Source organism: Agromyces intestinalis, from assembly GCF_008365295.1.
Lineage (GTDB): Bacteria > Actinomycetota > Actinomycetes > Actinomycetales > Microbacteriaceae > Agromyces > Agromyces intestinalis.
Window position 1 is genome coordinate 2,584,287 of sequence record NZ_CP043505.1, and the last position, 22,636, is coordinate 2,606,922.

Genomic DNA, 22,636 nt, shown 5'->3' on the forward strand with positions numbered 1-22,636 from the left:
GGGCCGAGGGCAGAGGGCCGGGCACAGGGCGCGGGTCAGCGCGCGAAGCGCCAGCCCGTGATCCAGGCGGGGTCTTCGCCGTGCTCGTACGCGTAGGCCCGCGCGTCGGCTCGCGCGGCGCGCCACTCGTCGGCCACCGCGGCGATGCCGGGCGCCTCGAGCAGCCCCGGCACCCGGTCGAGCACGTCGAGCGCGAGTCGGTACCGGTCGAGGTCGTTCAGATGCACCATGTCGAACGGCGTCGTCGTGGTGCCCTCCTCCTTGAACCCGCGCACGTGCAGGTTGGCGTGGTTCGTGCGCCGGTAGGTGAGCTGGTGGATGAGCGATGGGTACCCGTGGAAGGCGAACACGATCGGCCGGTTGGTCGTGAAGATGCGGTCGAACTCGGGGTGGGTGAGGCCGTGCGGATGCTCCTTCGAGTCCTGCAGCCGCATCAGGTCGACCACGTTCACGAACCGCACCCGCAGCCCGGGCACGCGTTCGCGCAGCAGTTGCGCCGCGGCCATCGCCTCGAGCGTCGGCACGTCGCCCGCGCACGCGAGCACGACGTCGGGGTCGAGGCCCGGATCGTCTTCACTTCCGGCCCAGTGCCAGATCGACAGCCCGGCCTCGCCGTGCGCCCGCGCTTCGGCGAGCGAGAGCCACTGCGGCTGGGGCTGCTTGCCGGCAACCACCACGTTCACGTGGTCGACGGTCGTGAAGCAGTGCTCCATCGTGACGAGCAGCGAGTTCGCGTCGGCCGGCAGGTAGACCCGCACGACCTCGGCCTTCTTGTTCACGACGATGTTCAGGAACCCCGGATCCTGGTGCGAAAACCCGTTGTGGTCCTGCCGCCACACGTGGCTCGACAGCAGGTAGGTCAGCGATGAGACCGACGCGCGCCAGGGGATGTCGTCGCACGCCTGCAGCCACTTCGCGTGCTGGTTGAACATCGAATCGACGATGTGGATGAACGCCTCGTAGCTGGTGATGAGCCCGTGCCGCCCGGTGAGCAGGTATCCCTCGAGCAGTCCCTGCATGAGGTGCTCGCTGAGCGCCTCGGTGACGCGGCCCTCGCGCGCCAGGTGCACGTCGCCGGGCACGAGTTGCTCGGCCCACACGCGCGGGGTCGCGTCGAAGACGTCGTCGAGCCGGTTGGAGGCGACCTCGTCGGGTCCGAACAGGCGGAACGAGGTCGGATGCTCCGCCATCACGTCGCGCAGCCACCGGCCGAGTACGCGCGTCGACTCGCCCTCGACCCAGCGGTCGTCGGGGATCTCGACGGCGTGCGCCTCGATCGGCGGCAGGTCGAGCGGGCTGCGCAGCACGCCGCCGTTCGCGTGGGGGCTCGCGCTCATGCGCAGGTCGCCGTCGGGTCGCAGGGCGCTGAGTTCGGCGATCGGCCGGCCGTCGGCGTCGAACAGCTCGTCGGCGCGGTAGCTGCGCAGCCATTCCTCGAGCTGGGCCAGGTGCGCGGGGTTGTCGCGCACGCCGGCGAGCGGCACCTGGTGCGCCCGGAACGTGCCCTCGACCGGCACGCTGTCGACCTCCTTCGGGCCGGTCCAGCCCTTGGGAGTGCGCAGCACGATGAGCGGCCAACGCGGGTCGGATGTCTCGTCGGGGGCGATCGTGGCATCCAGCGCATCGGGCGAGTCCGAGGCATCCGAGGCATCCGAACCCGAGACACTCGAGGCATCCGATCCGCCCGACCTGGCCGCCTGCTGGATGTCGCGGATCGCGTCGTACGCCGCATCGAGCGCATCGGCCATGCGCTCGTGCACCCGCATCGGATCCTCGCCGTCGAAGCCGCCGGTCACGAAGATCGGCGCGTAGCCCTGCCCGAGGAAGAACGCGGCGAGCTCCTCCTCGGGGATGCGTGCGAGCAGCGTCGGATTCGCGATCTTGTACCCGTTCAGGTTGAGGATCGGCAGCACCGCGCCGTCGGTCACGGGCGAGAGGAACGCGTGCGCGCGCCAGCTCGCCGCGAGCGGGCCGGTCTCGGCCTCGCCGTCGCCGATCACGCACGCGACCACGAGGTCGGGGTTGTCGAGCGCCGCGCCGTACGCGTGCATGAGCGAGTACCCGAGCTCGCCGCCCTCGTTGATCGACCCGGGCGTCTCGGGCGCCGCGTGCGACGGGATGCCGCCCGGGAACGAGAACTGCCGGAACAACCGCGCCATGCCCGGCGCATCGAGCGTCACCCGCGGGAACAGCTCGCTGTACGTGCCCTCGAGCCACGTGTTCGCGACCATCGCCGGCCCGCCGTGACCGGGGCCGCAGACGTAGATCGTCGGGGTGCCGCGCTCGACGAGGACGCGGTTCAGATGCGCGTACACGAGGTTGAGCGCGGGCGAGGTGCCCCAGTGTCCGAGCAGACGCGGCTTGATGTCGTCGCGCGTGAGCAGCCGGGCGAGGCGCGCGTCGTCGAGCAGATAGATCTGCCCCACGCTCAGGTAGTTCGCCGCGCGCCACCACGCGTCCACGGTCGCAAGGTCGATGGCCATGCTTCCCCCAACGGATCGGGGCGCCTCCCCGCGGTGCCCGCCGGCACGAGCCTACGGCGCAGATGGCTGCTGGTCGAGGAACTAGGCTCGACCACGATGAGCGGCATCGTCACGGGCTTCGCGGTCATCGGCCTCGCGGTCTTCGTCGGCTGGGTCGCCGCACGCACCGGCGTCGTCGGGCCCGAAGCCCGGCCGGTGCTGGCGAAGCTCAACTTCACGGTGCTCGCCCCGTTCCTGCTGTTCTCGGTGCTCTCGACCGCCGATGTACGCGAGCTGTTCTCGACCCTGCTGCCCGTGTACGTCATCGCGTCGGTCGGCATGATGGCGCTCGCCGCGGTGTTCGCGCTCGCCCTGCGGCGCAGCCTGCCCGAAGCGACCGTCGGGTCGCTGGCGGCCGGGTACGTGAACGGCAACAACATCGGCATCCCGGTCGCGCTCTACATGCTGGGGGATGCCGCGCTGTCGGCGCCGGTCGTGCTGCTGCAGCTGCTCGTGTTCATGCCCGTCGCGCTCGCCGTGCTCGGTGCGACCGTCGACGGTCGCACCTCGGTCGCGGGCATCGTGCGCGGCACCCTCGGCAACCCGATCATCATCGGCTCGATCCTCGGCGTCGGCGTCGCGGTGTCGGGGCTCCGGCTGCCCGAGTGGGTGAGCGAGCCGGTCTCGTTCGTGGGGCATGCGACGGTGCCGCTCATGCTCATCGCCTATGGGCTCTCGCTGCACGGCCAGCGCGTGCTCGCGCCCGGACGGCACCGCATCGACGTGATCGTGCTCTCGACGCTGAAGCTCGTCGCGATGCCGCTGGCAGCCTGGGCGCTCGCGCGATTCGCCTTCGGCCTCGATGACGACCAGGTGTACGCGGTGACCGTGCTGGCGTCACTGCCGACCGCGCAGAACGTGCACGTGATCGCCCAACGGTACTCGACCGGCGAATTGGTCGCCCGCGACACGATCTTCGTGACCACGCTGGGCGCGGTGCCGCTCCTCATTGTGGTCGGGGTGCTGCTCGGCACCTGACGAGGTCGACGAGGCTGGGGATGTCGCGGTGCCGATGTCGGCGGCGACCGGCAGGATGGCGGCACAGGAGGTCGCATGCCGTTCGAACGCCACGACGGGTCGCCGCTCGACGCCCTGCGGCTCGACCAGCGCCCGCCCGACGGGTTCCGGTTCGACCTCGTCGAGGGATTCGCCTACGTCGACCCCGTGACCGGTGACCGCCTCACGGTGCCCGGTGCCGGCGAGGCATCCGGCCTTCGCGGCAGCGACCTCGCGTCGGTGCCGACTGCCCTCTGGAGCTTCATCGCGAGCTACGGCCGCCAGTCGGCGCCCGCGCTGCTGCACGATCATCGCTCGCTCGTCGCCTCCGAGCTCGCCCGCACCGACCGGCCGGCGGCGCTCGCACAGCGCCGGCGCGACGACCGGGTGTTCCGCACCGCGCTGCGTGAGCAGCGCGTGCCGCTGCTGCGAGCCTGGCTGATGTGGGCGTGGGTGTCGGCCGACCGCGAGCGCGAGTTCAACGGATGGCTCGGGCGGCTGTTCCTGCTGCAGGGCATCCTGGGCGCGCTCGCCGTGGTCGCCGCGGTGGTGCTCGCGTGGTGGTCGCCGTGGTGGCTGCTGCTCGCGGCAGTGCCGGCCGTCGCGGCGGCGGCGTGGGGGCGGCTCGCGCCGCTGCAGCTCGTGCTCGCGTACGGCACGGGCCTGCTCGGTCCGCTCGTCATCGGCCAGGTCGTGCTGCTGCTGCCGTTCCGGCTCGTCGAGGCGCTCGTCGAGCTGGTCACGGGCGGCGACCCCGGCGGGGTGGTGCGCCCGACGGTGGCAGGCTCAGGCGAGGATCAGGGTCTACCCTGATGCCCGTGCCCCCCGGCCGGGCCTACCGTGAAATCGATCGCGGTCGCCGAGCTTCAGGGGGAACCGTTCGGGGCCGCGATCCGTGAGCCGGCCCCGCCCGAACCTGGGGGATCGAGCGGAGGCCGGCTCCCCTTGTGCGCCCGGAATCAGGGCGACCACCGATGCCGCACATCGGCGTGCCAGACCCGCGCTACCCGCCCGCCTCCGCTACCGCTACCGCTACCGCCCGATCGAACTGGAGCCCGAGATGCCCGCTGCGACCATCGACCCGCGACTCACGCGCGCCGTGAGCTGGACGGACTTTCAGAAGGCCGTGCGCTTCGGCGGTGAACCCGACACGGTGGTCGCGGTGGCCGAGATCACCGCCAAACGCGCCCAGCACCGAGAGCTCGGCGCCCCGCTCACCCCGCACGCCCGACTCGATGGCGTCGGCTACCTGCGCGAGTACGATCGCGGCTTGGTGTTCTGGACCCGCGCCCACGGCGCGGTGTCGCTGCACGGCATGGTGCGCGACGTGTGGGAGCTGCTCGGCCGTGAGCGGTCGAGCCTCGGCGTGCCGATCGCCGACCCCGAGTACGACGTCGAGTCCGACGAGTGGGTCGGTCGGTTCGAGCGCGGGCTGGTGCGGTGGTCGCCGGCGATCGGGCCGCAGGTCGAGCTCGCCTGAGCGGCGTCGGCCCGTGCCGACGGGCGTACCGAGCACCTCGGCGAGGCGAGGGGCGGCCATCGTCGCCGTACTCGCGCAGGCCGCGATCGACCGGGCAGCCGCCCGGTATGCGGCAGACTGACTCGATGGCCTCCCCGTTGCTCGACCTCGCGCCGAACCCGTACGACGCCGACGCGATGTACGACGCGTTCGTCGAGTGGGCCGAGGGGCGCGGCTTCGCGCTCTACCCCGCGCAGGACGAAGCGGTGATCGAGATCGTGTCGGGGTCGAACGTCATCCTGTCCACGCCCACGGGCACCGGCAAGTCGCTCGTCGCGGTCGCCGCCCACGCGGCCGCGGTCGCCGCCGGCGGGCGCACGTTCTACACCGCCCCGATCAAGGCACTGGTCAGCGAGAAGTTCTTCCAGCTCGTCGAGATCTTCGGCGCGTCGCGGGTTGGCATGGTCACGGGCGACACGTCGGTCAACGCGGATGCCCCGATCATCTGCTGCACCGCAGAGATCCTCGCGAACCTCGCCCTCCGGCAGGGGCCCGATGCCGCGGTCGACCAGGTCGTGATGGATGAGTTCCACTACTACGGCGACCCCGAGCGCGGCTGGGCGTGGCAGGTGCCGCTCATCACGCTGCCGCACGTGCAGTTCGTGCTCATGTCGGCGACCCTCGGCGACGTCACCGCGATCGCCGACGACCTGACCCGCCGCACGGGCCGGCAGACGGCGCAGGTGACGGGCGTCGAACGGCCCGTGCCGCTGCACTTCTCGTATGCGAAGACGCCCGTGCAAGAGACCGTCGAAGAGCTGCTCGAGACCCGCGAGGCGCCCATCTACATCGTGCACTTCTCGCAGGCCGCCGCCATGGAGCGAGCGCAGGCGCTCGCGTCGATCCGGGTCGCCACGCGCGAGCAGCGCGACGAGATCGCCGACGCGATCGGCGGGTTCCGGTTCACCACCGGGTTCGGCCAGACCCTGTCGCGGCTCGTGCGCGCGGGCATCGGTGTGCACCACGCAGGGATGCTTCCTCGCTACCGCCGACTCGTCGAGACCCTCGCGCAGCGCGGACTGCTCCGGGTCATCTGCGGCACGGACACGCTCGGCGTCGGCATCAACGTGCCGATCCGCACGGTGCTCGTCACCGCGCTGTCGAAGTACGACGGGCAGCGGATGCGTCAGCTCAGCGCCCGCGAGTTCCACCAGATCGCCGGGCGGGCCGGCCGCGCCGGCTACGACACCGCCGGCAACGTGGTGGTGCTCGCACCCGACCACGAGATCGAGAACGAGCAGGCGCTGCGCAAGGCCGGCGACGACCCGAAGAAGCTCAAGAAGGTCGTGCGCAAGAAGGCGCCGGCCGGGTTCGTGTCGTGGGGCGAGGGCTCGTTCGAGCGGCTCGTCGCCGCCCCGCCCGAGCCGCTCGTGCCGCAGTTGAAGCTCACCGCCGCCATGCTCATCAACGTCATCGGCCGGGGTGGCGACGTCGTCGGAGACATCCGCTCGCTCGTCTTCGACAACCACGAGCCGCGCGCTCGGAAGTACGCGCTCGCCCGCCGCGCGCTCGAGATCCTCCGCACCCTGCGCGACGCGAGCGTCGTGACCCTGCGCCCCACCCCCACCTCACCCCCATCCACCCCCACCACCCCGGCGATCGCCGCCCCGCCGAGTGTTTCCGCTCCCGCCGATGGTTTCCGTTCGAGCGGAAACCCTGCGCACGAACGGAAACACTCGACGGGTGAGGCGGCGGGCGGGGGGCTCGGCGTCGAGATCGCGCTCACCGTCGACCTGCAGCCGAACTTCGCCCTCAACCAGCCGCTCTCACCGTTCGCGCTCGCGGCGATCGAACTGCTCGAACCCCCGACGCCCGGATCCACCACCGCGAGCGAGCAGGGCACCGGGCACTACGCCCTCGATGTCGTCTCGATCATCGAGTCGACGCTCGACGACCCGCGCCAGATCCTCGGCCAGCAGGAGTACAAGGCCCGCGGCGAGGCGGTCGCGGCGATGAAGCAGGACGGCATCGAGTACGACGAGCGGATGGCGCTGCTCGAGGACGTGACCTACCCGAAGCCGCTCGCCGAGCTGCTCGCGCACGCGTTCGAGACGTTCGCGTCGAGCCAGCCGTGGGTGCGCGACTTCGAGCTCAGCCCGAAGTCGGTGGTGCGCGATCTGTTCGAACGCAGCATGTCGTTCGGGGAGTACGTCTCGTTCTACCAACTGCAGCGCAGCGAGGGGCTCGTGCTGCGGTACCTCTCCGATGCGTTCCGGGCGATCCGGCAGACGGTGCCCGACGAGGCGAAGGACGAAGAGCTGCGCGACCTCATCGAGTGGCTCGGCGAGCTCGTGCGCCAGGTGGACTCGAGCCTCGTCGACGAGTGGGCCGAGCTCGTCGACCCGAACGCGCACCTGCCCGAAGACGAGGCGCCCGTCGTGCCGCCGGCCCCGCCGTCGGTCGTCACGAACCGGCGCGCCTTCACGGTGCTGGTGCGCAACGAGCTGTTCCGCCGGGTGCAGCTCGCGGCGCTCGAGCGCGACGACGAGCTCGCCGAACTCGACCCCGAAGTCGACTGGCCGGGCGCCCTCGACCGCTACTACGACGAGCATGACGCGATCGGCGTGGGGCCCGCGGCGCGTTCGCCGCGCATGATCACCATCGACGAGACGGATGCCTCGAGTGGCATCTGGCGGGTCGAGCAGACGATCGACGACCCCGACGGCAACCACGACTGGCGCATCCGTGCCGAGGTCGACCTCGACGCGTCGGCCGAGCAGGGTGCGGCGGTCGTCCGGGTCACCGAGGTCACCCGCCTCTGAGTCCAGCCCTCATCCCCACACCCCAACTCCCCTCACCACCCCAGTTCCCCGCACCACCCCAACTCCCCTCCCGTTGGGAACACTTTCGAGGATTGGGAACACGTTCTGACAGGAATCTCCTCCCAATCCTCGAAAGTGTTCCCCGACAGGAGTGCGGGGTGCGGGGCGCAGCGGTGGCTCACCCCACCGCGAGCATTGCCGCCGCGGCCAGTGCGAGCACCAGCCCCACCCACTGCACGGGCGCGATGCGCTCCTTCAGCACGATCGCAGCGAGCAGGATGGTGCCGGCGGGGTAGAGCGCGCCGAGCACGGCCGCCACCGAGAGGTCGCCGGCCCGCAGCGCGAGCAGCAGCAGTGCGTTCGCGGCGGCATCCGCCAGCCCGGCGCCGAGCGCGAGCCGCACGCCGCGCTTCCGTGACGCAGCGGCGGCCGCGGCACCGGCACCGGCGCCAGCACCGGCACCGGTGTCCGCGGCACTGGCACTGGCAGTGGCGGCCGCGGCACCGGCATCCGCGGCACCGGCACCCGCGGCACCGGCACCCGCGGCACCGGCATCCCCCGCGAACTCGGCGGCCGCCGCCGCACGCCGCCGCAGCACGACCAGCGCGACCGCTCCCGCCGCCGCGAACCCGAGCACCGCGGTCACGCTGCGCGTGGCGACGAGCGGCGCGAGCCCCGAGGCATCCGAGGTCTGCGCGATGAGGATGTAGTAGGTGCCGATCCCCGCGCCCGAGCCGATCGCCATGAGGATGCCGCGCGCGATCGGCCGCACCGCGCCGCGCTCGGGCACGAAGCCGACCAGCACGACGGCGACGAGTGCCAGCCCGATCGCCCACGCGCCGAGGGGGCCGAAGCGCTCGCCGCCGACGGCGACGCCCCACACCATGGGCGTGATGGCCGAAACGACCGCGGTGAGCGGCGAGAGGATGCTCATCGGCCCGATCGCGAGGCACGCGTAGAGCAGCCCGATCGCGATGGTGCCCGCAACGCCCGCGAGTGCGCCCCACGCGAGGTCGGTCGCGCGCCAGGAGGCGCCGAGGGCGGGCAGCACGAGCAGCAGGGCGATCAGGCCGGATGCCGCGCCGAGTGCGACGGCGAGCACCGAGCTGATCCGCTTCGCGGCGAGCCCTCCGACGAAGTCTGCGGCACCGTAGACGAAGGCGCCGCTGAGTGCGAGGACCGCTGTGAGCATGGGGAGAAGCCTAGGGCGAGCGCGGGTTGCCGCACCGAAGGGCGCCGCTCTGCTCAGATGAGCATTTTTCGCGTCGATCTACTTAAGCGCAGGTGACGAGCCCATCGCGCCCCTTCCGGGCGAGGGGTCGGCGTCCGTAGCATGCGGTGTGTTCCCCGCATGCGGTGCATGTGCCCCGCCGCCGACGTGCGTCCGCGGGGTCTCAGGGGAGGAGAGACATGCATCGACGCACCATTCGGGGGCTCTCGACGGCGGCATTGGCCACCGCGGGATTCGTCGCCATCGGGCTGCTCGGCCCGGCACCTGCCTTCGCCGAAGACGACGTGACCATCAACCTGGTCACCGTCAACGACTTCCACGGCCGCATCAAGCGCGACGGCGCTTCGACCGGCGCGGCCGCACTGGCGACCGCCGTCAACGGCATCCGTGCCCAGAACCCGAACACGATCTTCGCCGCCGCCGGCGACCTCATCGGGGCCTCGACGTTCGAGTCGTTCATCCTCGACGAGCTGCCCACCATCGACGCGCTGAATGCGGCGGGGCTCGACGTGAGCGCGGCGGGCAACCACGAGTTCGACCGCGGCTGGGAGACGCTGCGCACCGACGTGCAAGACCGGGCGAACTGGGAGTACATCGCCGCGAACGTGTTCTACGAGGGCACGGATGACACGGCCCTCGCCGAGTCGTGGACGACGACGGTCGGCGGCGTGCAGGTCGGCTTCGTCGGCGCCGTCACCGAGGAGCTGCCGTCGCTGGTCAGCCCCGCGGGCATCGCCGAGCTCGAGGTGCGCGACATCGTCGACTCGGTGAATGCCGCCGCCGACCGGCTCGAGCAGGGCGGTGCCGACATTGTGGTGCTGCTCATCCACGAGGGCGCCGCGACCACTGCCGAGGCATCGGCCACCGACCCCGACTCCCCGTTCGGCCAGGTCGTGCTGGGCGTCGATGACAGCGTCGATGCGATCGTCTCGGGTCACACGCACCTCGCCTACAACCATGTGATCAACGGCCGGCCGGTGATCTCGAGCGGACAGTACGGCGAGAAGTTCAGCAACATGGAGATCGTGTACGACACCGACACCGATTCGATCGTGTCGATGGACAACGAGGTGATCGATGCCTCGACGCCGATCCCCGGTACGAGCAACTTCACCTACCGTGATGTGCCCGACCAGGCCGTCACCGACCTGCTCGCGCCCTATCTCGCCGAGGCCGATGTTCGCGGCGCGGTGCCGCTGGGCTCGGTCACTGCCGATCTGGCGCGCGGCCTGCAGCCCGACGTGGATGCGAACGGCGAGGTCGACCCGAGCAAGCCGGCCGTCGAGAACCGCGGCGCCGAGTCGACGCTCGGCAACTTCGTCGCCGACGTGCAGTACTGGTCGGCGAACCAGGATGCCGCGGTCGACATCGCGTTCATGAACCCGGGCGGTCTGCGCACGAACATCGCGTACGCACCCGACGGCGTCGTCACGTATCGCGAGGCGGCCAACGTGCAGCCGTTCGCGAACAGCCTGTTCACGCAGACCCTCACGGGCGCGCAGGTGAAGCAGGTGCTCGAGGAGCAGTGGCAGCCGGCTGGCTCGAGCCGCCCGTTCCTGAAGCTGGGCGTGAATCAGGGGCTGACGTACACGTTCGATCCGACACTGCCGGAAGGTCAGCGCATCACGGGCATCGCGCTCCACGGGGTGCCGATCGATCCGGCGGCGACGTACCGGGTGGTGGCGAACTCGTTCCTCGCCGCGGGTGGAGACAACTTCTTCACACTCGGCCAGGGCACCGACCGACGCGACAGCGGCAAGATCGATCTGCAGTCGATGGTCGACTGGTTCACCGAGTTCCAGACCGGAAGCCCCGACCCGGTGCAGCGGTCGGTGGGCGTCCACCTGTCGGCGCCCGACGCCGACGGTTACGACGCGGGCGACTCGCTCACCGTCGACCTGTCGTCGCTCGACTTCTCGGCCAACCCGACCGGCGGCGAGGTCGTCGTGTCGATCGGCGGGAAGGAACTCGGCCGCAGCGCGATCGACACCTCGCTGGTGCGGCTGAACGACGAGTTCGGGCGGGCGTCGATCACGGCGCCGATCCCGGCGGGCGTGTACGGCGTGCAGCAGCTCACCGTGAGCGTGCCGGGCACCGGCTCGACCGCGACGCTGCCGATCACGATCAACGCGAAGCCGGTCGCCGTCACGGTGGTCGGCCTGCCGAGCCCGATCATCACGACGTCGTCGAAGGCGGTCTCGTACGTCGGGGTCGTCATCGCGCACGACCTGAGCCGCCCGGTCGGCACGGTCACCGTGTACGAGGGATCGAAGGCGGTGGGCTCGGTGCAGGTCACGGCTTCGTCGCGCGGCGCATTCACCGTGCCGGTCGGCAAGCTGAGCCGCGGCGTGCACGTGCTGAAGGCGGTGTTCGACGGCGGGCCGGGCTACGGCGACGACACGTCGTTCTCGGCACCGGTGGTGGTGCTGAAGTAGTCGAGCTGCCGTCGGGTACGCGACGGACGGTCGGCCGGGGCATCCCGGTCGGCCGTCCGCCGCGTCCGGCGCCCGCGGGTACGCTGGCACGGTGAGAACTCGCGGCGCTCGGGCGATGCGCGGCGCGGCCGTGGCCGCGTTCGCGACGTTCGTCGCCGCGCTCGCCCATACCGTCGGCGGCGGGTCGGCGCCCGGCCCCGTCGCCGTCGCGCTGGCACTCGCGTTCTCGGCGCCGCTGGCCATGCTGCTGGCGGGTGCCCGCGCACGCGTAAGCGCGATCGCGATCTCGGCGATGGTCACCCAGGCGCTGCTGCACGTCGTCTACGCGATCGGCATCGGCGGTGCGGATGCCTCGGGCCTCGGCGCATCCGCCCCGCACCTGTCGCACGCCGGCCACTCCGCCTCCGGCGGCACGATCCCGGTGCCCGATCCGATGGCCCTCGTCGACCACGGCGGCGGCGCGATGCCGTTCACGCACCTCGCGGCGGCCGCGCTCACCGTCGGGTTCCTCGTCGTCGCCGACGACGTGTTCGACGCGTTCGGCCGACTCGTGCGAGGCATCCTCGCTCGCCTGTCGCGCGTGCGCGTCCCGCTGGTCGACCTGCCCTCGGCACCGCGCCTGCGCGTCGAGCGATCGTTCGCCGCGCCCCTCGTCCTCCGTCTCGTCGACTCCCTTCGATACCGGGGCCCGCCCGTGGCATCCGTCGCGCGCTGACGCGCGACCACGCATCGGCTCACCCCATCCCATCCGCCGGGCGCGCTCACGCGCCCGCGCGAACGAATCGACGAAGGAATCCTCCATCATGCGCATCGCGCGACTCACCGCCGCCGGCCTCGGCGCCGGCGCCCTGTTCGCCCTCGCCGCCGTACCGCTCGCCGCATCGGCCCACGTCACCGTCACGCCGGGCGACGCGCCCGCCGGCGCCTCCGCCGTGCTCACCTTCTCGGTCGGGCACGGCTGCGACGGCTCGCCGACCACCGCCCTCACCGTCGACATCCCCGAGAACGTGCTGTCGGTCACCCCGACCGTGAAGCCCGGCTGGACCGTCGAGAAGGTCATGGTGCCGCTCGACGAGCCCGCCGAGGGCGCCCACGGCGACACCGTCACCGAGCGGGTGGGCCAGGTCGTCTACACCGCCGAGACGCCGCTGCCCGACGGCTACCGCGACACCATCGAGGTGCAGGTGCGCACGCCCGACGACGCGGCGGGCACGACGCTCGCGTTCCCCGTGCTGCAGACCTGCGTCGAAGGCGAGACGAACTGGGCCGACCTGCCGACCGACGACGGCGCCGAGCCCGAGTCGCCGGCTCCGACGATCGCGGTGACCGAGGCGGCCGCCGATGAGCACGGCGCCTCGACCGCATCGGGCGGCCACGACGGCCACGATGCGTCCGGCGACGCGGCTGCGTCGACGGATGCCTCGCAGCCCGCCGCATCCGAGCCCGACGTGCTCGCCCGAGTGTTGGGCATCGGCGGGCTCGTGGTCGGTGTGGTCGGCATCGTGCTGGCGATCGCGGCTCGGGCGGGGAAGCGGGCCTGATGTCCGCCCGGGTGAAGCTCCGGCGGGCTGCCGGTTTCGCGGCCGCCGGTGCGGCGGTGTGTACGGCGGCCCTGCTCGCGGTCGTTCCGGCTGCGCCGGCCGCGGCGCACAACTCGATTACGTCGACCTCGCCCGCCGAGGGCGCGACCGTGACGGCGCAGCCCGGCGAGGTGTCGCTGACCACGAGCGACGAGTTGCTCGACCTCGGGTCGGGCAACGTGATCGACGTGGTCGGCCCCGACGGGCTCCACTACGCGACGGCGTGTGCGACGATCGCCGGGTCGGATGCCTCGGTGCCGGTCGCGCTCGGCGGAGCCGGCGAGTACACGGTGGAGTGGCGCGTGGTGTCGGCCGACGGGCACCCGATCGCGGGGGAGTTCGCGTTCGAATGGGCTCCGGCCGAGGGCGAGGTGCTCGCCGACGGCGCGGCCGAACCGGCGTGCACCGAGCTCGTGACCTCGGGCGAGGCGACGGATGTCCCGGCCGACTCGGATGGCGGGTCGCCGGCGTTGCCCGCCGACGCGCTCTGGATCGGCGCGGCGGCGGTGCTCGTCATCGCCGCCGGCGTCGCGACCTGGCTCGTCGCACGGCCGCGCCGCACGCCGCCGGCCGAGTAGCGCGAAGCGCGTATCGAGACCCCGGAAGGCGCGTCACCGGGTCTCGATACGCTCGCTGGCGCTCGCTACTCGACCAGCGGGCGCGGCGGGGGCGGACGGGTGTGGAGACCTGCACCCGGCGTCGGAGGTGGCGGGTAGGGTCGAGCGGGTGAACCGCAGCGCGTACGAGCCGGCGTGGGAGCCCGACGACATCCCGTTCGATCCCGACGCGCTCACCCCTCCCGACGACGACGAGGCGTGGCTGCCGCCCGACTCCGACCGGTTCGGCGGGGCCGCCGCGCCCGCGACGGGCGCCGTGGCATCCGGCGCGACGCCCACCGCGCCAGCGATGCTGCGCGCTGCTCCCGTCCGGTTCGCCACCGCGCTCGATGCCTTGCACACCGTGTTCGGGTACGACGCATTCCGCGGCGACCAGGCCGAGATCATCGACCAGGTCGCGGGCGGCGGCGATGCGGTCGTGCTCATGCCGACCGGCGGTGGCAAGAGCCTCTGCTACCAGATCCCGGCGCTGTTGCGCGAGGGCACCGGCGTCGTGGTGTCGCCGCTCATCGCGCTCATGCACGACCAGGTCGACGCGCTCGTGCGCAACGGCGTTCGCGCGGGCTACCTGAATTCGAGCCAGAGCGCCGCCGAGCGCGCGCAGGTCGAGCGGGCGTACCTCGCGGGTGAGCTCGACCTGCTGTACCTCGCGCCCGAGCGGTTGAACTCCGAGGCGGTGAAGCGGTTCCTCGAGCGGGGCACGATCGCGCTGTTCGCCATCGACGAGGCGCACTGCGTGGCGCAGTGGGGTCACGACTTCCGGCCCGACTACCTGGCCCTCTCCGAGCTCGCCGAGCGCTGGCCCGGCGTGCCGCGCATCGCGCTCACCGCGACGGCCACCGAGGCGACCCATCGCGAGATCACCGAGCGATTGTCTCTCGGCGGCGCGAGGCACTTCGTGGCGAGTTTCGACCGGCCGAACATCCAGTACCGCATCGCGCCGAAGAACGAGGTGCGCAAGCAGCTCCTGCAGTTCATCCGCGCCGAGGGGGTGGATGGCGAGGGCCGTCCGGCCGCCGGCATCGTCTACGCACTCTCGCGGGCGTCGACCGAGAAGATCGCAGCCTTCCTCGTGCAGAACGGCATCGACGCGATGCCGTACCACGCGGGCCTCGACGCCGATGTCAGGCGCCGCACGCAAGAGCGCTTCCTCCGTGAAGACGGGGTCGTGGTCGTGGCGACCATCGCGTTCGGCATGGGCATCGACAAGCCCGACGTGCGGTTCGTCGCGCACGTCGACCTGCCGAAGTCGGTCGAGGGCTACTACCAGGAGACGGGGCGTGCCGGTCGCGACGGTCTGCCGTCGACCGCGTGGCTCGCCTACGGCCTGCACGACGTCGTGCAGCAGCGTCGCATGATCGACGAGAGCCCGGGCGATCTCGCCCACCGCCGGCGGCTGAGCGCCCACCTCGACGCGATGCTCGCGCTCTGCGAGACCGTGCAGTGCCGCCGGCAGAATCTGCTCGCGTACTTCGGGCAGCGAAGCGACCCGTGCGGCAACTGCGACACCTGTCTCGAGCCGCCCGCCGCCTGGGACGGCACGGTTCCGGCGCAGAAGCTGCTCTCGACGATCGTGCGGCTCGAGCGCGAACGCCGGCAGCGCTACGGCGCCGGTCACCTCATCGACATCCTTCGCGGCAAGCGCACCCCGAGGGTCGACCAGTACGGGCATGATTCGCTGTCGACGTGGGGCATCGGCGACGATCTCAGCGACCAGCAGTGGCGTGGCATCGTGCGGCAACTGCTCGCCCAGGGCCTGCTGCAGTCGCACGGCGAGTACGGTGTGCTCGGACTCACCGAGGCATCCGGCGGCGTGCTCGCGGGCGAGCGCACCGTGCAGCTGCGCACCGAACCCGAGCGCGCTCCCCGCGCGCAGGCGAAGCGGGCCGCGCCCGCGGCATCCGATCTCGAGCCCGCGCAGGCCGAGCTCTTCGAGGCGCTCCGCGCATGGCGCGCGGGCGAGGCGCGCGACCAGGGGGTGCCCGCGTACATCGTGTTCGGCGATGCGACGCTGCGGGCGGTCGCGGTCGCACGGCCCGCGAGCGTCGCCGAACTCGACGGCATCTCGGGCATCGGCGCGAAGAAGCTCGAGCAGTACGGCGAGGCGCTCGTCGCGGTGGTCGCCGCGAACTGACGCGCGCCCCGAACTGACGCGTCCCCGCGAACTGACGCGTCCCCGCGAACTGACGCCCTGCCGCGCTACGATCACCACAGGGGAGCGTCGCGAGGGGTGGCGCGTCGAGGGGATGAGGGGCACATGGCCGACAGGGCGATTCGACCGACGGGTGTCACCGTCGTGGCGGTACTGGCATGGATCTCGGGGGCGCTCGACCTCATCTCGGGCATCCTGTTGCTGTTCCTGCTGCCGGTGCAGGCCGTCGTCGACCAGTTCCAAGGCACGGGCGGGCTGCTGACTGCCGCGATCGCGTCGATCATCGTCGGCCTCATCGTGGTGCTGGTGGCGGGCGGCCTGCTGAACGGCAATTCGGCGGCGCGCCTGATCGTGACGGTCGTCGAGGTGCTGTCGATCATCGGCGGACTGTTCCTCGTGTTCGCGTACTACGGCAATCGCCCCGAGGTGATCTGGGAGTGGCTCGGCATCTTCTTCTCGCTCATCGTGCTGCTGCTGCTCTGGAGCCGCAAAGCGAGCGAGTTCTTCCGCAGCTGAGCGACGACGGGCTTCGGATGCCTCGGTCCTCCGTTGTGGGGACTCGACCGAGTCGGGCATGCCGACTTGTAGAGTGCGGACAACGTCGTTCGGGGTGCCCGAAGCAGGGTTTGTAGGCCGCTCACGCACCGTTTCAGGGGTGCGGCGCCCTCGCCGTACCGTGGGAGGCAGTCTTCATTCGATCGAGAAGGACGGCACCGACGATGGTTGACACCGCACCCAGCACGACCGATCAGCGCCCCACGGCACCGAAGCCGGCACGCCCGGATTCCGAGGCATCCGATCGCCCGAAGGTCGACGTCGAAGCGCTGGGCCGCCAGCTGCTCGGCACCTGGGCCGACATCCGCCTCGAGGCGCGCGAGCGCGCCGCGCAGCCCGAGTTCCAGCGCATCGAGGGGCAGAGCATGGCCGAGCACCGCGAGCGCGTGCTCGCGCAGCTCCAGCTGCTGGTCGACACGGGCGCTGTGCACCGAGCGTTCCCGAAGGAGCTCGGCGGCGCCGACGACCACGGCGGCAACATCGCCGCGTTCGAAGAGCTCGTGATCGCCGACCCGAGCCTGCAGATCAAGTCGGGCGTGCAGTGGGGGCTGTTCGGCGCCGCGGTGCTGCACCTCGGCACGACGAGCCACCACGAGCGGTTCCTGCCGAAGATCATGTCGCTCGAGGTGCCGGGCGCGTTCGCGATGACCGAGACCGGCCACGGGTCGGATGTCGCGTCGATCGCCACGACCGCCACCTACGACGAGGCCACCGAGGAGTTCGTGATCAACACGCCGTTCCGCGGCGCGTGGAAGGACTACCTCGGCAACGCCGCCCTGCACGGCAAGGACGCGGTCGTCTTCGCCCAGCTCATCACCAAGGGCGTGAACCACGGCGTGCACGCGTTCTACATCCACCTGCGCGACGACGAGGGGAACTTCCTTCCCGGCATCGGCGGCGAGGACGACGGGCTGAAGGGCGGCCTGAACGGCATCGACAACGGGCGGCTGCACTTCACGGGCGTGCGCATCCCGCGCGACTACCTGCTGAACCGCTACGGCGACGTCGCGGCCGACGGCACCTACTCGAGCCCGATCCAGAGCCCCGGCCGTCGCTTCTTCACCATGCTCGGCACGCTCGTGCAGGGCCGGGTGTCGCTCGACGGGGCCGCCACCGCCGCTGCGGCGATGGCGCTCACGATCGCGATCACCTACGCGACCCAGCGCCGCCAGTTCACCGGCGCGAGCGAGACCGAGGAGGAGGTGCTGCTCGACTACGGCCGGCACCAGCGCCGCCTCATCCCGCGGCTCGCGACGGTGTACGCGCAGACCTTCGCGCATGACGAGTTCCTCGTGAAGTTCGACGCCGTGTTCAGCGGCAAGGCGGCCTCCGACGAGGATCGCGAAGACCTCGAGACGATCGCCGCCGCACTGAAGCCGCTCTCGACGTGGCACGCGCTCGACACCCTGCAGGAGGCACGCGAGGCGTGCGGCGGCGCGGGCTTCCTCGCCGAGAACCGCATCGTCGGCCTCCGCCAGGACCTCGACGTCTACGTCACCTTCGAGGGCGACAACAACGTGCTGCTGCAGCTGGTCGCCAAGCGACTGCTCACCGACTACTCGAAGCAGTTCAAGGGCGCCGGCTTCGGCGCGCTCGCCCGCTACGCCGTCGGCCAGACCGCAGGCAAGGCGCTGCACGGCACCGGGCTTCGCCGGCTCGGCCAGAACCTCGCCGACCTCGGCTCGACGGCGCGCTCGGTGTCGGGCCTGCGTGACGAGAAGGCGCAGCACGACCTGCTCACCGATCGCGTCGAGACGATGATCGCCGAGATCGCGGGCCGCCTCAACGAGGCGCGCAAGCTGCCGAAGGCCGACGCGGCCGCGGTGTTCAACCGCAACCAGAACGAGCTCATCGAGGCCGCTCGCGCGCACGCTGAGCTGCTGCAGTGGGAGGCGTTCACCCGCGGCGTCGAGCACACCGCCGATGCGGGCACCAAGCAGGTGCTGACCTGGGTACGCGACCTGTTCGGTCTCGGCCTCATCGAGAAGCACCTCGAGTGGTACCTCATCCACGGCCGGCTCTCGCCGCAGCGCGCGCAGTCGGTGACGGCCTACATCGATCGGCTCATCGAGCGCCTGCGCCCGTACGCGCTCGACCTCGTGCACGCGTTCGGGTACGGCGACGAGCACCTGCGCGCGAAGATCGCCAGCGGCGCCGAGCAGCAGCGCCAGGACGAGGCGCGCGCGTACTTCGACGCGCAGCGCGCGTCGGGCGAGGCGCCGGTGCACGAGAAGACCCTGGCGAAGAAGGCCAAGAAGAAGTAGCGGATGCTCCGCAGCGCGGGCCGTCGTCCCTCCGGGGGCGGCGGCCCGTTCGGTCTGCGCGGCGGGCAGGGGTGTGCGAGTCGCCGGGTTGCGAGTCGCCGGGTTGCGGCTCGCCGGGGTGCGCTACTCGCCGGGCGGCTTCACGATCGCCCCGACAGCGAGGCCGACGGCCGCACCCGCGGCGAGCCACAGCCAGAAGCCCGTCCACAGGCTGATGCCGACACCGACGAGCAGGCCGACGACGAGACCGACGATGAGCTGCCGGCGCCGGGCCGGGGACATGGGTTCGCGTGCCATGCCCCCAGCCTCGCAGATCGTCGGGGCCGACGACCCCGGCCCGGTTCCCGCGCTCAGGTGTACCAGGTGGGTTCGGGCAGCTCGCCGAGCAGTGCGTAGACGCCGACCTCGCGCTTCTTGTACGGGATCGGGTCGTGCAGGCTGTGCGTGCGCAGGTTGCGCCAGAAGATGTCGAGGCCGACCGAGTTCGCGCTCGCCCGCGCGCCGGTGAGCTCGTAGATCTTCGTCGCCGTCTCGAGGCCGTCTTCGACGATGCGCAGCTTCGCCGCGGCGATGCGCACTGCGAGCTCGCCTCGACGGAACGGGGTGGTCTCCTCGCGCGGGGCGTGCAGTTCGGCGCTGATCTCGGCGCCCACCTGGTCGATGAGCGTCGCATCGGCCCAGAGCTTGGACTGCAGCTGCCCGTACCCCTCGAGGATGTACCACTCCTCGGTGGCTCGCGGCTTGTCATCGCCGCCGTACGGCCACGCCCGGGTGTGCGATCGGGTGTACCCGGCCGCGGTCCGCAGCGCCCCCTCGGCGATGCCGAGGTAGAAGTTCGCGAACACGAGCTGGATCGCGGGCACGTTCCAGGTGTTGTAGACCAGCGGCACGAACTCGCGGTCGACGAAGCCCGCGGCCTGCGACCACGGCACCCGCACATCGCGGATCTCGACCGCGCCCGACTCGGTGAGGCGCTGCCCCAGATTGTCCCAGTCGTGCGCGAACACGATGCCCTCCTGGTCGGTGGGCACGATCGCGAAGATGTGGGTGTCGGTGCCGTCGAGCACGCCCTCGAGCACCGTCAGGTCGGAGACCACGCCGCCGGTCGAGAACGACTTTCGCCCGTTGAACACGAGCTCGTCGCCGTCTTCGGTGATGACGAGGTCGGCATCGCGCGGGTTGACCGCGCCGCCGAAGAGCAGGTTGCCGGCGGTGTACGCCTCTTCGACCGCGGCGATCTGCTCGTCGGTGGCGACGAGACGGGCCGCCCACGCCCAGAGGTAGTGGTAGCCGAGGAGCTGGCCGATCGAGCCGTCGCCGCGGGCGATGATGCGGATCACGCGGTACGCGGTCTCCCATCGCTGCCCGCCGCCGCCGTGCTCGACGGGGCCGAGCAGCGTCACGAGGCCTGACGCCTTCAGCAGCTCGACCTCCGCCCGCGGGGCGCCGCCGGCTCGGTCGCGTTCGACCGCGTCGGCGGACAGGATGTCGGAGACCTCCTCGGCACGCACCAGCCACTCGGCGCTAGTCTGTGGTCGGGCCGCGCCTCGCCAACGGTCGGTGACGACGTCGGGCGTCGCTGATGTCAGAGTCATGATCGTCCTTTCGGTGTCGCTGATCAGTGGATTCGCCCTGCGCCGACGGGGTCCAGCCGTCGACGCCGGGACGTCTGCGGCGAGGCGCGGCTCGCCTCGCCGACGCGCTCAGACGGCGACCGGGTCGACGGCCCCCGTGCGATCGAGCTCGGCCTCGAGTTCGCGCACGATCGGAATGACCTCGGTGCCGAACCGCTCGACCTCCTCGATGAAGTGCAGGAACCCGAGGAGGACGAGGTTCACCCCGCGCTGCTTGTACGCGATGATGCGGCGTGCGACCTGCTCGGGCTCGCCGATGAGCTGCGTGCGGAACCCGTCGTTGTACTGCACCAGGTCTTCGAAGGTCGAGTCGGCCCACATGCCCTTCTTGTCGTGCGTGGAGGGGCCGGCCTGCTGCACCGAGCGGCGGAACCCCTCGACCGACGCCTCGTCGGCCTGGGCGATGATCTCGCGCAGCTGCTCGCGCGCCTCGGCTTCGGTATCGCGCACGATCGCGAACCCGTTGAGGCCGAACCGCACGGTGCGTCCGTGCTCGGCGGCGATGCGGGTGACGTCGTCGTACTGCTCGGTGAACCCGTCGAAGTCCTTGCCGTTCGAGAAGTACCAGTCGGCGTGCGCGCCGCCGTTGAACCGCGCAGCGGTCGAGTTGCCGCCCTGGAAGATCTCGGGGTGCGGCCGGCCCTCAACCGGGTACGGCCCGGGCCGCAGGGTGAAGTCGTTGACGCGGTAGAAGTCGCCCGCGAACTCGAAGTTCTCCTGCGTCCAGAGCCCTCGCAGCACCTCGATGAATTCGGCCGAGCGACGGTAGCGCTCGTCGTGCTCGAGCCACGGCAGGGCGAGCTTCGTGTATTCGTCCTTGAACCAGCCGCTGACCACGTTGACCGCGGCGCGGCCCTTCGAGAACTGGTCGGCGGTGAGGATGAACTTCGCGAGCACGGCCGGCTCCCAGAGCCCGGGGTGCACGGCCGCGATGACCTTGAGCTTCTCGGTCGCGAGCAGCAGCGCGAGCGAGATCGACGTCGACTCGTGCTGCTGCGCGGCCCCGTAGCTCGACAGATAGCGCACCTGCGAGAGCGCGTACTCGAAGCCGACGCGCTCGGCGGTCTGCGCGAGTCGCACGTTGTAGTCGTACGACCAGTCGGTGCGCTGCTCGATGTTCGACACCACGAGCCCGCCGCTCACGTTCGGCACCCAGTAGGCGAACTTCAGCGGCTCGTGGATCAGGCTGTTCTGCGACACGGTCGGCTCCTCACGGCGGATCGATGCGGATGCCGGTCACGCTAGGCGGGGGCGGATGCCGCGGGCCAGCGTTGTTGCCGAGGATGACCCTTCGTTGCGGGATGTGTCGGGGTGTTCAGACCAGGCCGAGTTCGCGCACTGCCTCGCGCTCGCTCTCGAGTTCGGCGACGGATGCCTCGATCCGGTGCCGCGCGAACTCGTCGAGCTCGAGCCCCGGCACGATCTGCCAGCCGCTGCCGTCACTCGTCACCGGGAACGACGACACGAGGCCCTCGGGCACGCCGTACGAGCCATCCGACACCACCGCCGCGCTCGTCCACCCGCGCTCGCCCGTGCCGCGCACCCAGTCGCGCACGTGATCGATCGTCGCCGACGCCGCCGAGGCGACCGACGACGAACCGCGCACCTCGATGATCTCGGCGCCGCGCTTGGCGACCCGCGGGATGAACTCGTCGACGAGCCACTCGCGCGCGGCGTCGGTGCCGCCCAGCCGTGCCGCGAGCACGCCGAGCACCGGGTCTCCGGCCGCGGTCGCATGCGAGACATCCGGGAACTGGGTCGCGGAGTGATTGCCCCAGATCGTGACATCCCGGATCTCGCCGACCGGGCTGTCGACCGCGGCCGCGAGCTGACCGAGCGCCCGGTTGTGGTCGAGGCGGGTGAGGGCGGTGAAACGCTCGGCCGGGACATCCGGCGCGTTCGCCTGCGCGATGAGCGCGTTCGTGTTCGCCGGGTTGCCGACCACCACGACCCGCACGTCGTCGGCCGCGTGGTCGTTGATCGCCCGGCCCTGCGGGCCGAAGATGCCGCCGTTCGCGGCGAGCAGGTCGCCGCGCTCCATGCCGGGGCCGCGCGGCCGCGCGCCGACCAGCAGCGCGAGGTTCGCGCCCTCGAACCCGACCGCGGTGTCGTCGGTCACCTCGACGCCGCGAAGCAGCGGGAACGCGGCATCCTGCAGCTCGAGCGCCGCGCCCTCGGCCGCACGCAGCCCCTGCGGGATCTCGAGCAGCCGCAGCCGCACCGGCACGTCGTCGCCGAGCATCGCGCCCGACGCGATGCGGAACAGCAGGGCGTAGCCGATCTGGCCCCCCGCGCCGGTGATGGTGATCGTGACGGGTGTCGTCGCAGCAGCCATACCGGGAGGATACGCCCGGGGTGCGGGCGGAGGC

At 71.4% G+C, this 22,636-nt stretch carries 17 protein-coding genes; 11 read left to right on the top strand and 6 right to left on the bottom strand.

Translation table 11 applies throughout. The features are described from left to right. Positions 1–35: 35 nt before the first annotated feature. Positions 36–2,483, bottom strand: coding sequence for a phosphoketolase family protein (locus tag FLP10_RS11755; RefSeq protein WP_149161033.1), 2,448 nt, complete (start codon positions 2,481–2,483; stop codon positions 36–38). Positions 2,484–2,579: 96 nt separating this feature from the next. Here FLP10_RS11755 and FLP10_RS11760 point away from each other — a divergent pair, with 96 nt between their 5' ends. The 4 genes from FLP10_RS11760 (at position 2,580) to FLP10_RS11775 (ending at position 7,799) form a co-directional block, all read left to right on the top strand. Then, positions 2,580–3,500 carry an AEC family transporter gene (locus tag FLP10_RS11760; RefSeq protein WP_149161034.1) on the top strand — a complete coding sequence of 307 codons (921 nt, stop codon included), beginning with the start codon at positions 2,580–2,582 and terminating at the stop codon, positions 3,498–3,500. Between the two features lie 75 nt (positions 3,501–3,575). Further along, a complete protein-coding gene (locus FLP10_RS11765; RefSeq protein ID WP_149161035.1) occupies positions 3,576–4,331 on the top strand; it encodes a DUF1353 domain-containing protein in 756 nt (251 codons plus the stop codon). Between the two features lie 247 nt (positions 4,332–4,578). Then, on the top strand, positions 4,579–4,998 hold the full coding sequence (locus FLP10_RS11770) for an LGFP repeat-containing protein (protein WP_149161036.1): 420 nt from the start codon (positions 4,579–4,581) through the stop codon (positions 4,996–4,998). A 125-nt stretch (positions 4,999–5,123) separates the two neighbouring features. Next, positions 5,124–7,799: a DEAD/DEAH box helicase gene (locus FLP10_RS11775; RefSeq protein ID WP_149161037.1), complete on the top strand. Its 2,676-nt coding sequence runs from the start codon at positions 5,124–5,126 to the stop codon at positions 7,797–7,799. A gap of 178 nt (positions 7,800–7,977) precedes the next feature. On the opposite strand, the gene FLP10_RS11780 is transcribed toward FLP10_RS11775, so the two are convergent. After that, positions 7,978–8,991 (bottom strand): EamA family transporter, encoded by a 1,014-nt coding sequence (locus tag FLP10_RS11780; RefSeq protein ID WP_149161038.1) that lies wholly within the window; start codon positions 8,989–8,991, stop codon positions 7,978–7,980. Between the two features lie 218 nt (positions 8,992–9,209). On the opposite strand from FLP10_RS11780, the gene FLP10_RS11785 reads away from it, so the two are divergent. From FLP10_RS11785 to FLP10_RS11815, 7 genes are all read left to right on the top strand, one after another. Continuing rightward, positions 9,210–11,465 (top strand): 5'-nucleotidase C-terminal domain-containing protein, encoded by a 2,256-nt coding sequence (locus FLP10_RS11785; RefSeq protein WP_149161039.1) that lies wholly within the window; start codon positions 9,210–9,212, stop codon positions 11,463–11,465. Between the two features lie 91 nt (positions 11,466–11,556). Continuing rightward, positions 11,557–12,180: a hypothetical protein gene (locus FLP10_RS11790; protein ID WP_149161040.1), complete on the top strand. Its 624-nt coding sequence runs from the start codon at positions 11,557–11,559 to the stop codon at positions 12,178–12,180. Between the two features lie 88 nt (positions 12,181–12,268). Next, positions 12,269–13,006, top strand: a complete 738-nt coding sequence (locus tag FLP10_RS11795) for a YcnI family copper-binding membrane protein (RefSeq protein WP_149161041.1) — start codon at positions 12,269–12,271, stop codon at positions 13,004–13,006. Further along, entirely contained in the window at positions 13,006–13,623 is a 618-nt protein-coding gene (locus FLP10_RS17745) for a copper resistance CopC family protein (protein WP_149161042.1), read from the top strand. Before FLP10_RS11795 ends, FLP10_RS17745 begins: the two co-directional genes overlap by 1 nt. Positions 13,624–13,771: 148 nt before the next feature. After that, a complete protein-coding gene (gene recQ, locus FLP10_RS11805; protein ID WP_246150009.1) occupies positions 13,772–15,796 on the top strand; it encodes a DNA helicase RecQ in 2,025 nt (674 codons plus the stop codon). Between the two features lie 123 nt (positions 15,797–15,919). Continuing rightward, the gene (locus tag FLP10_RS11810) at positions 15,920–16,330 is read left to right on the top strand and encodes a DUF7144 family membrane protein (protein WP_149161043.1); all 411 of its coding nucleotides are present in this window, start codon (positions 15,920–15,922) and stop codon (positions 16,328–16,330) included. 203 nt (positions 16,331–16,533) lie between these two features. Next, on the top strand, positions 16,534–18,633 hold the full coding sequence (locus tag FLP10_RS11815; RefSeq protein WP_149161044.1) for an acyl-CoA dehydrogenase family protein: 2,100 nt from the start codon (positions 16,534–16,536) through the stop codon (positions 18,631–18,633). A gap of 123 nt (positions 18,634–18,756) precedes the next feature. Here FLP10_RS11815 and FLP10_RS11820 read toward each other — a convergent pair whose 3' ends face one another. From FLP10_RS11820 to FLP10_RS11835, 4 genes are all read right to left on the bottom strand, one after another. Continuing rightward, positions 18,757–18,930 (bottom strand): HPP family protein, encoded by a 174-nt coding sequence (locus FLP10_RS11820; protein WP_149161045.1) that lies wholly within the window; start codon positions 18,928–18,930, stop codon positions 18,757–18,759. 53 nt (positions 18,931–18,983) lie between these two features. After that, on the bottom strand, positions 18,984–20,228 hold the full coding sequence (locus FLP10_RS11825) for an acyl-CoA dehydrogenase family protein (RefSeq protein WP_149161046.1): 1,245 nt from the start codon (positions 20,226–20,228) through the stop codon (positions 18,984–18,986). Positions 20,229–20,336: 108 nt separating this feature from the next. Continuing rightward, on the bottom strand, positions 20,337–21,467 hold the full coding sequence (gene sfnG, locus FLP10_RS11830; RefSeq protein WP_149161047.1) for a dimethylsulfone monooxygenase SfnG: 1,131 nt from the start codon (positions 21,465–21,467) through the stop codon (positions 20,337–20,339). A gap of 115 nt (positions 21,468–21,582) precedes the next feature. Then, positions 21,583–22,602 (bottom strand): malate dehydrogenase, encoded by a 1,020-nt coding sequence (locus FLP10_RS11835; RefSeq protein ID WP_149161048.1) that lies wholly within the window; start codon positions 22,600–22,602, stop codon positions 21,583–21,585. Positions 22,603–22,636 lie beyond the last annotated feature (34 nt).

What these genes read in the sequence shown, in the direction of transcription:
- FLP10_RS11755 (WP_149161033.1), bottom strand. Translation starts at nt 2,483, where the DNA reads ATGGCCATCGACCTTGCGACCGTGGACGCGTGGTGGCGCGCGGCGAAC.
- FLP10_RS11760 (WP_149161034.1), top strand. Translation starts at nt 2,580, where the DNA reads ATGAGCGGCATCGTCACGGGCTTCGCGGTCATCGGCCTCGCGGTCTTC.
- FLP10_RS11765 (WP_149161035.1), top strand. Translation starts at nt 3,576, where the DNA reads ATGCCGTTCGAACGCCACGACGGGTCGCCGCTCGACGCCCTGCGGCTC.
- FLP10_RS11770 (WP_149161036.1), top strand. Translation starts at nt 4,579, where the DNA reads ATGCCCGCTGCGACCATCGACCCGCGACTCACGCGCGCCGTGAGCTGG.
- FLP10_RS11775 (WP_149161037.1), top strand. Translation starts at nt 5,124, where the DNA reads ATGGCCTCCCCGTTGCTCGACCTCGCGCCGAACCCGTACGACGCCGAC.
- FLP10_RS11780 (WP_149161038.1), bottom strand. Translation starts at nt 8,991, where the DNA reads ATGCTCACAGCGGTCCTCGCACTCAGCGGCGCCTTCGTCTACGGTGCC.
- FLP10_RS11785 (WP_149161039.1), top strand. Translation starts at nt 9,210, where the DNA reads ATGCATCGACGCACCATTCGGGGGCTCTCGACGGCGGCATTGGCCACC.
- FLP10_RS11795 (WP_149161041.1), top strand. Translation starts at nt 12,269, where the DNA reads ATGCGCATCGCGCGACTCACCGCCGCCGGCCTCGGCGCCGGCGCCCTG.
- FLP10_RS17745 (WP_149161042.1), top strand. Translation starts at nt 13,006, where the DNA reads ATGTCCGCCCGGGTGAAGCTCCGGCGGGCTGCCGGTTTCGCGGCCGCC.
- FLP10_RS11810 (WP_149161043.1), top strand. Translation starts at nt 15,920, where the DNA reads ATGGCCGACAGGGCGATTCGACCGACGGGTGTCACCGTCGTGGCGGTA.
- FLP10_RS11815 (WP_149161044.1), top strand. Translation starts at nt 16,534, where the DNA reads ATGGTTGACACCGCACCCAGCACGACCGATCAGCGCCCCACGGCACCG.
- FLP10_RS11820 (WP_149161045.1), bottom strand. Translation starts at nt 18,930, where the DNA reads ATGGCACGCGAACCCATGTCCCCGGCCCGGCGCCGGCAGCTCATCGTC.
- FLP10_RS11825 (WP_149161046.1), bottom strand. Translation starts at nt 20,228, where the DNA reads ATGACTCTGACATCAGCGACGCCCGACGTCGTCACCGACCGTTGGCGA.
- FLP10_RS11835 (WP_149161048.1), bottom strand. Translation starts at nt 22,602, where the DNA reads ATGGCTGCTGCGACGACACCCGTCACGATCACCATCACCGGCGCGGGG.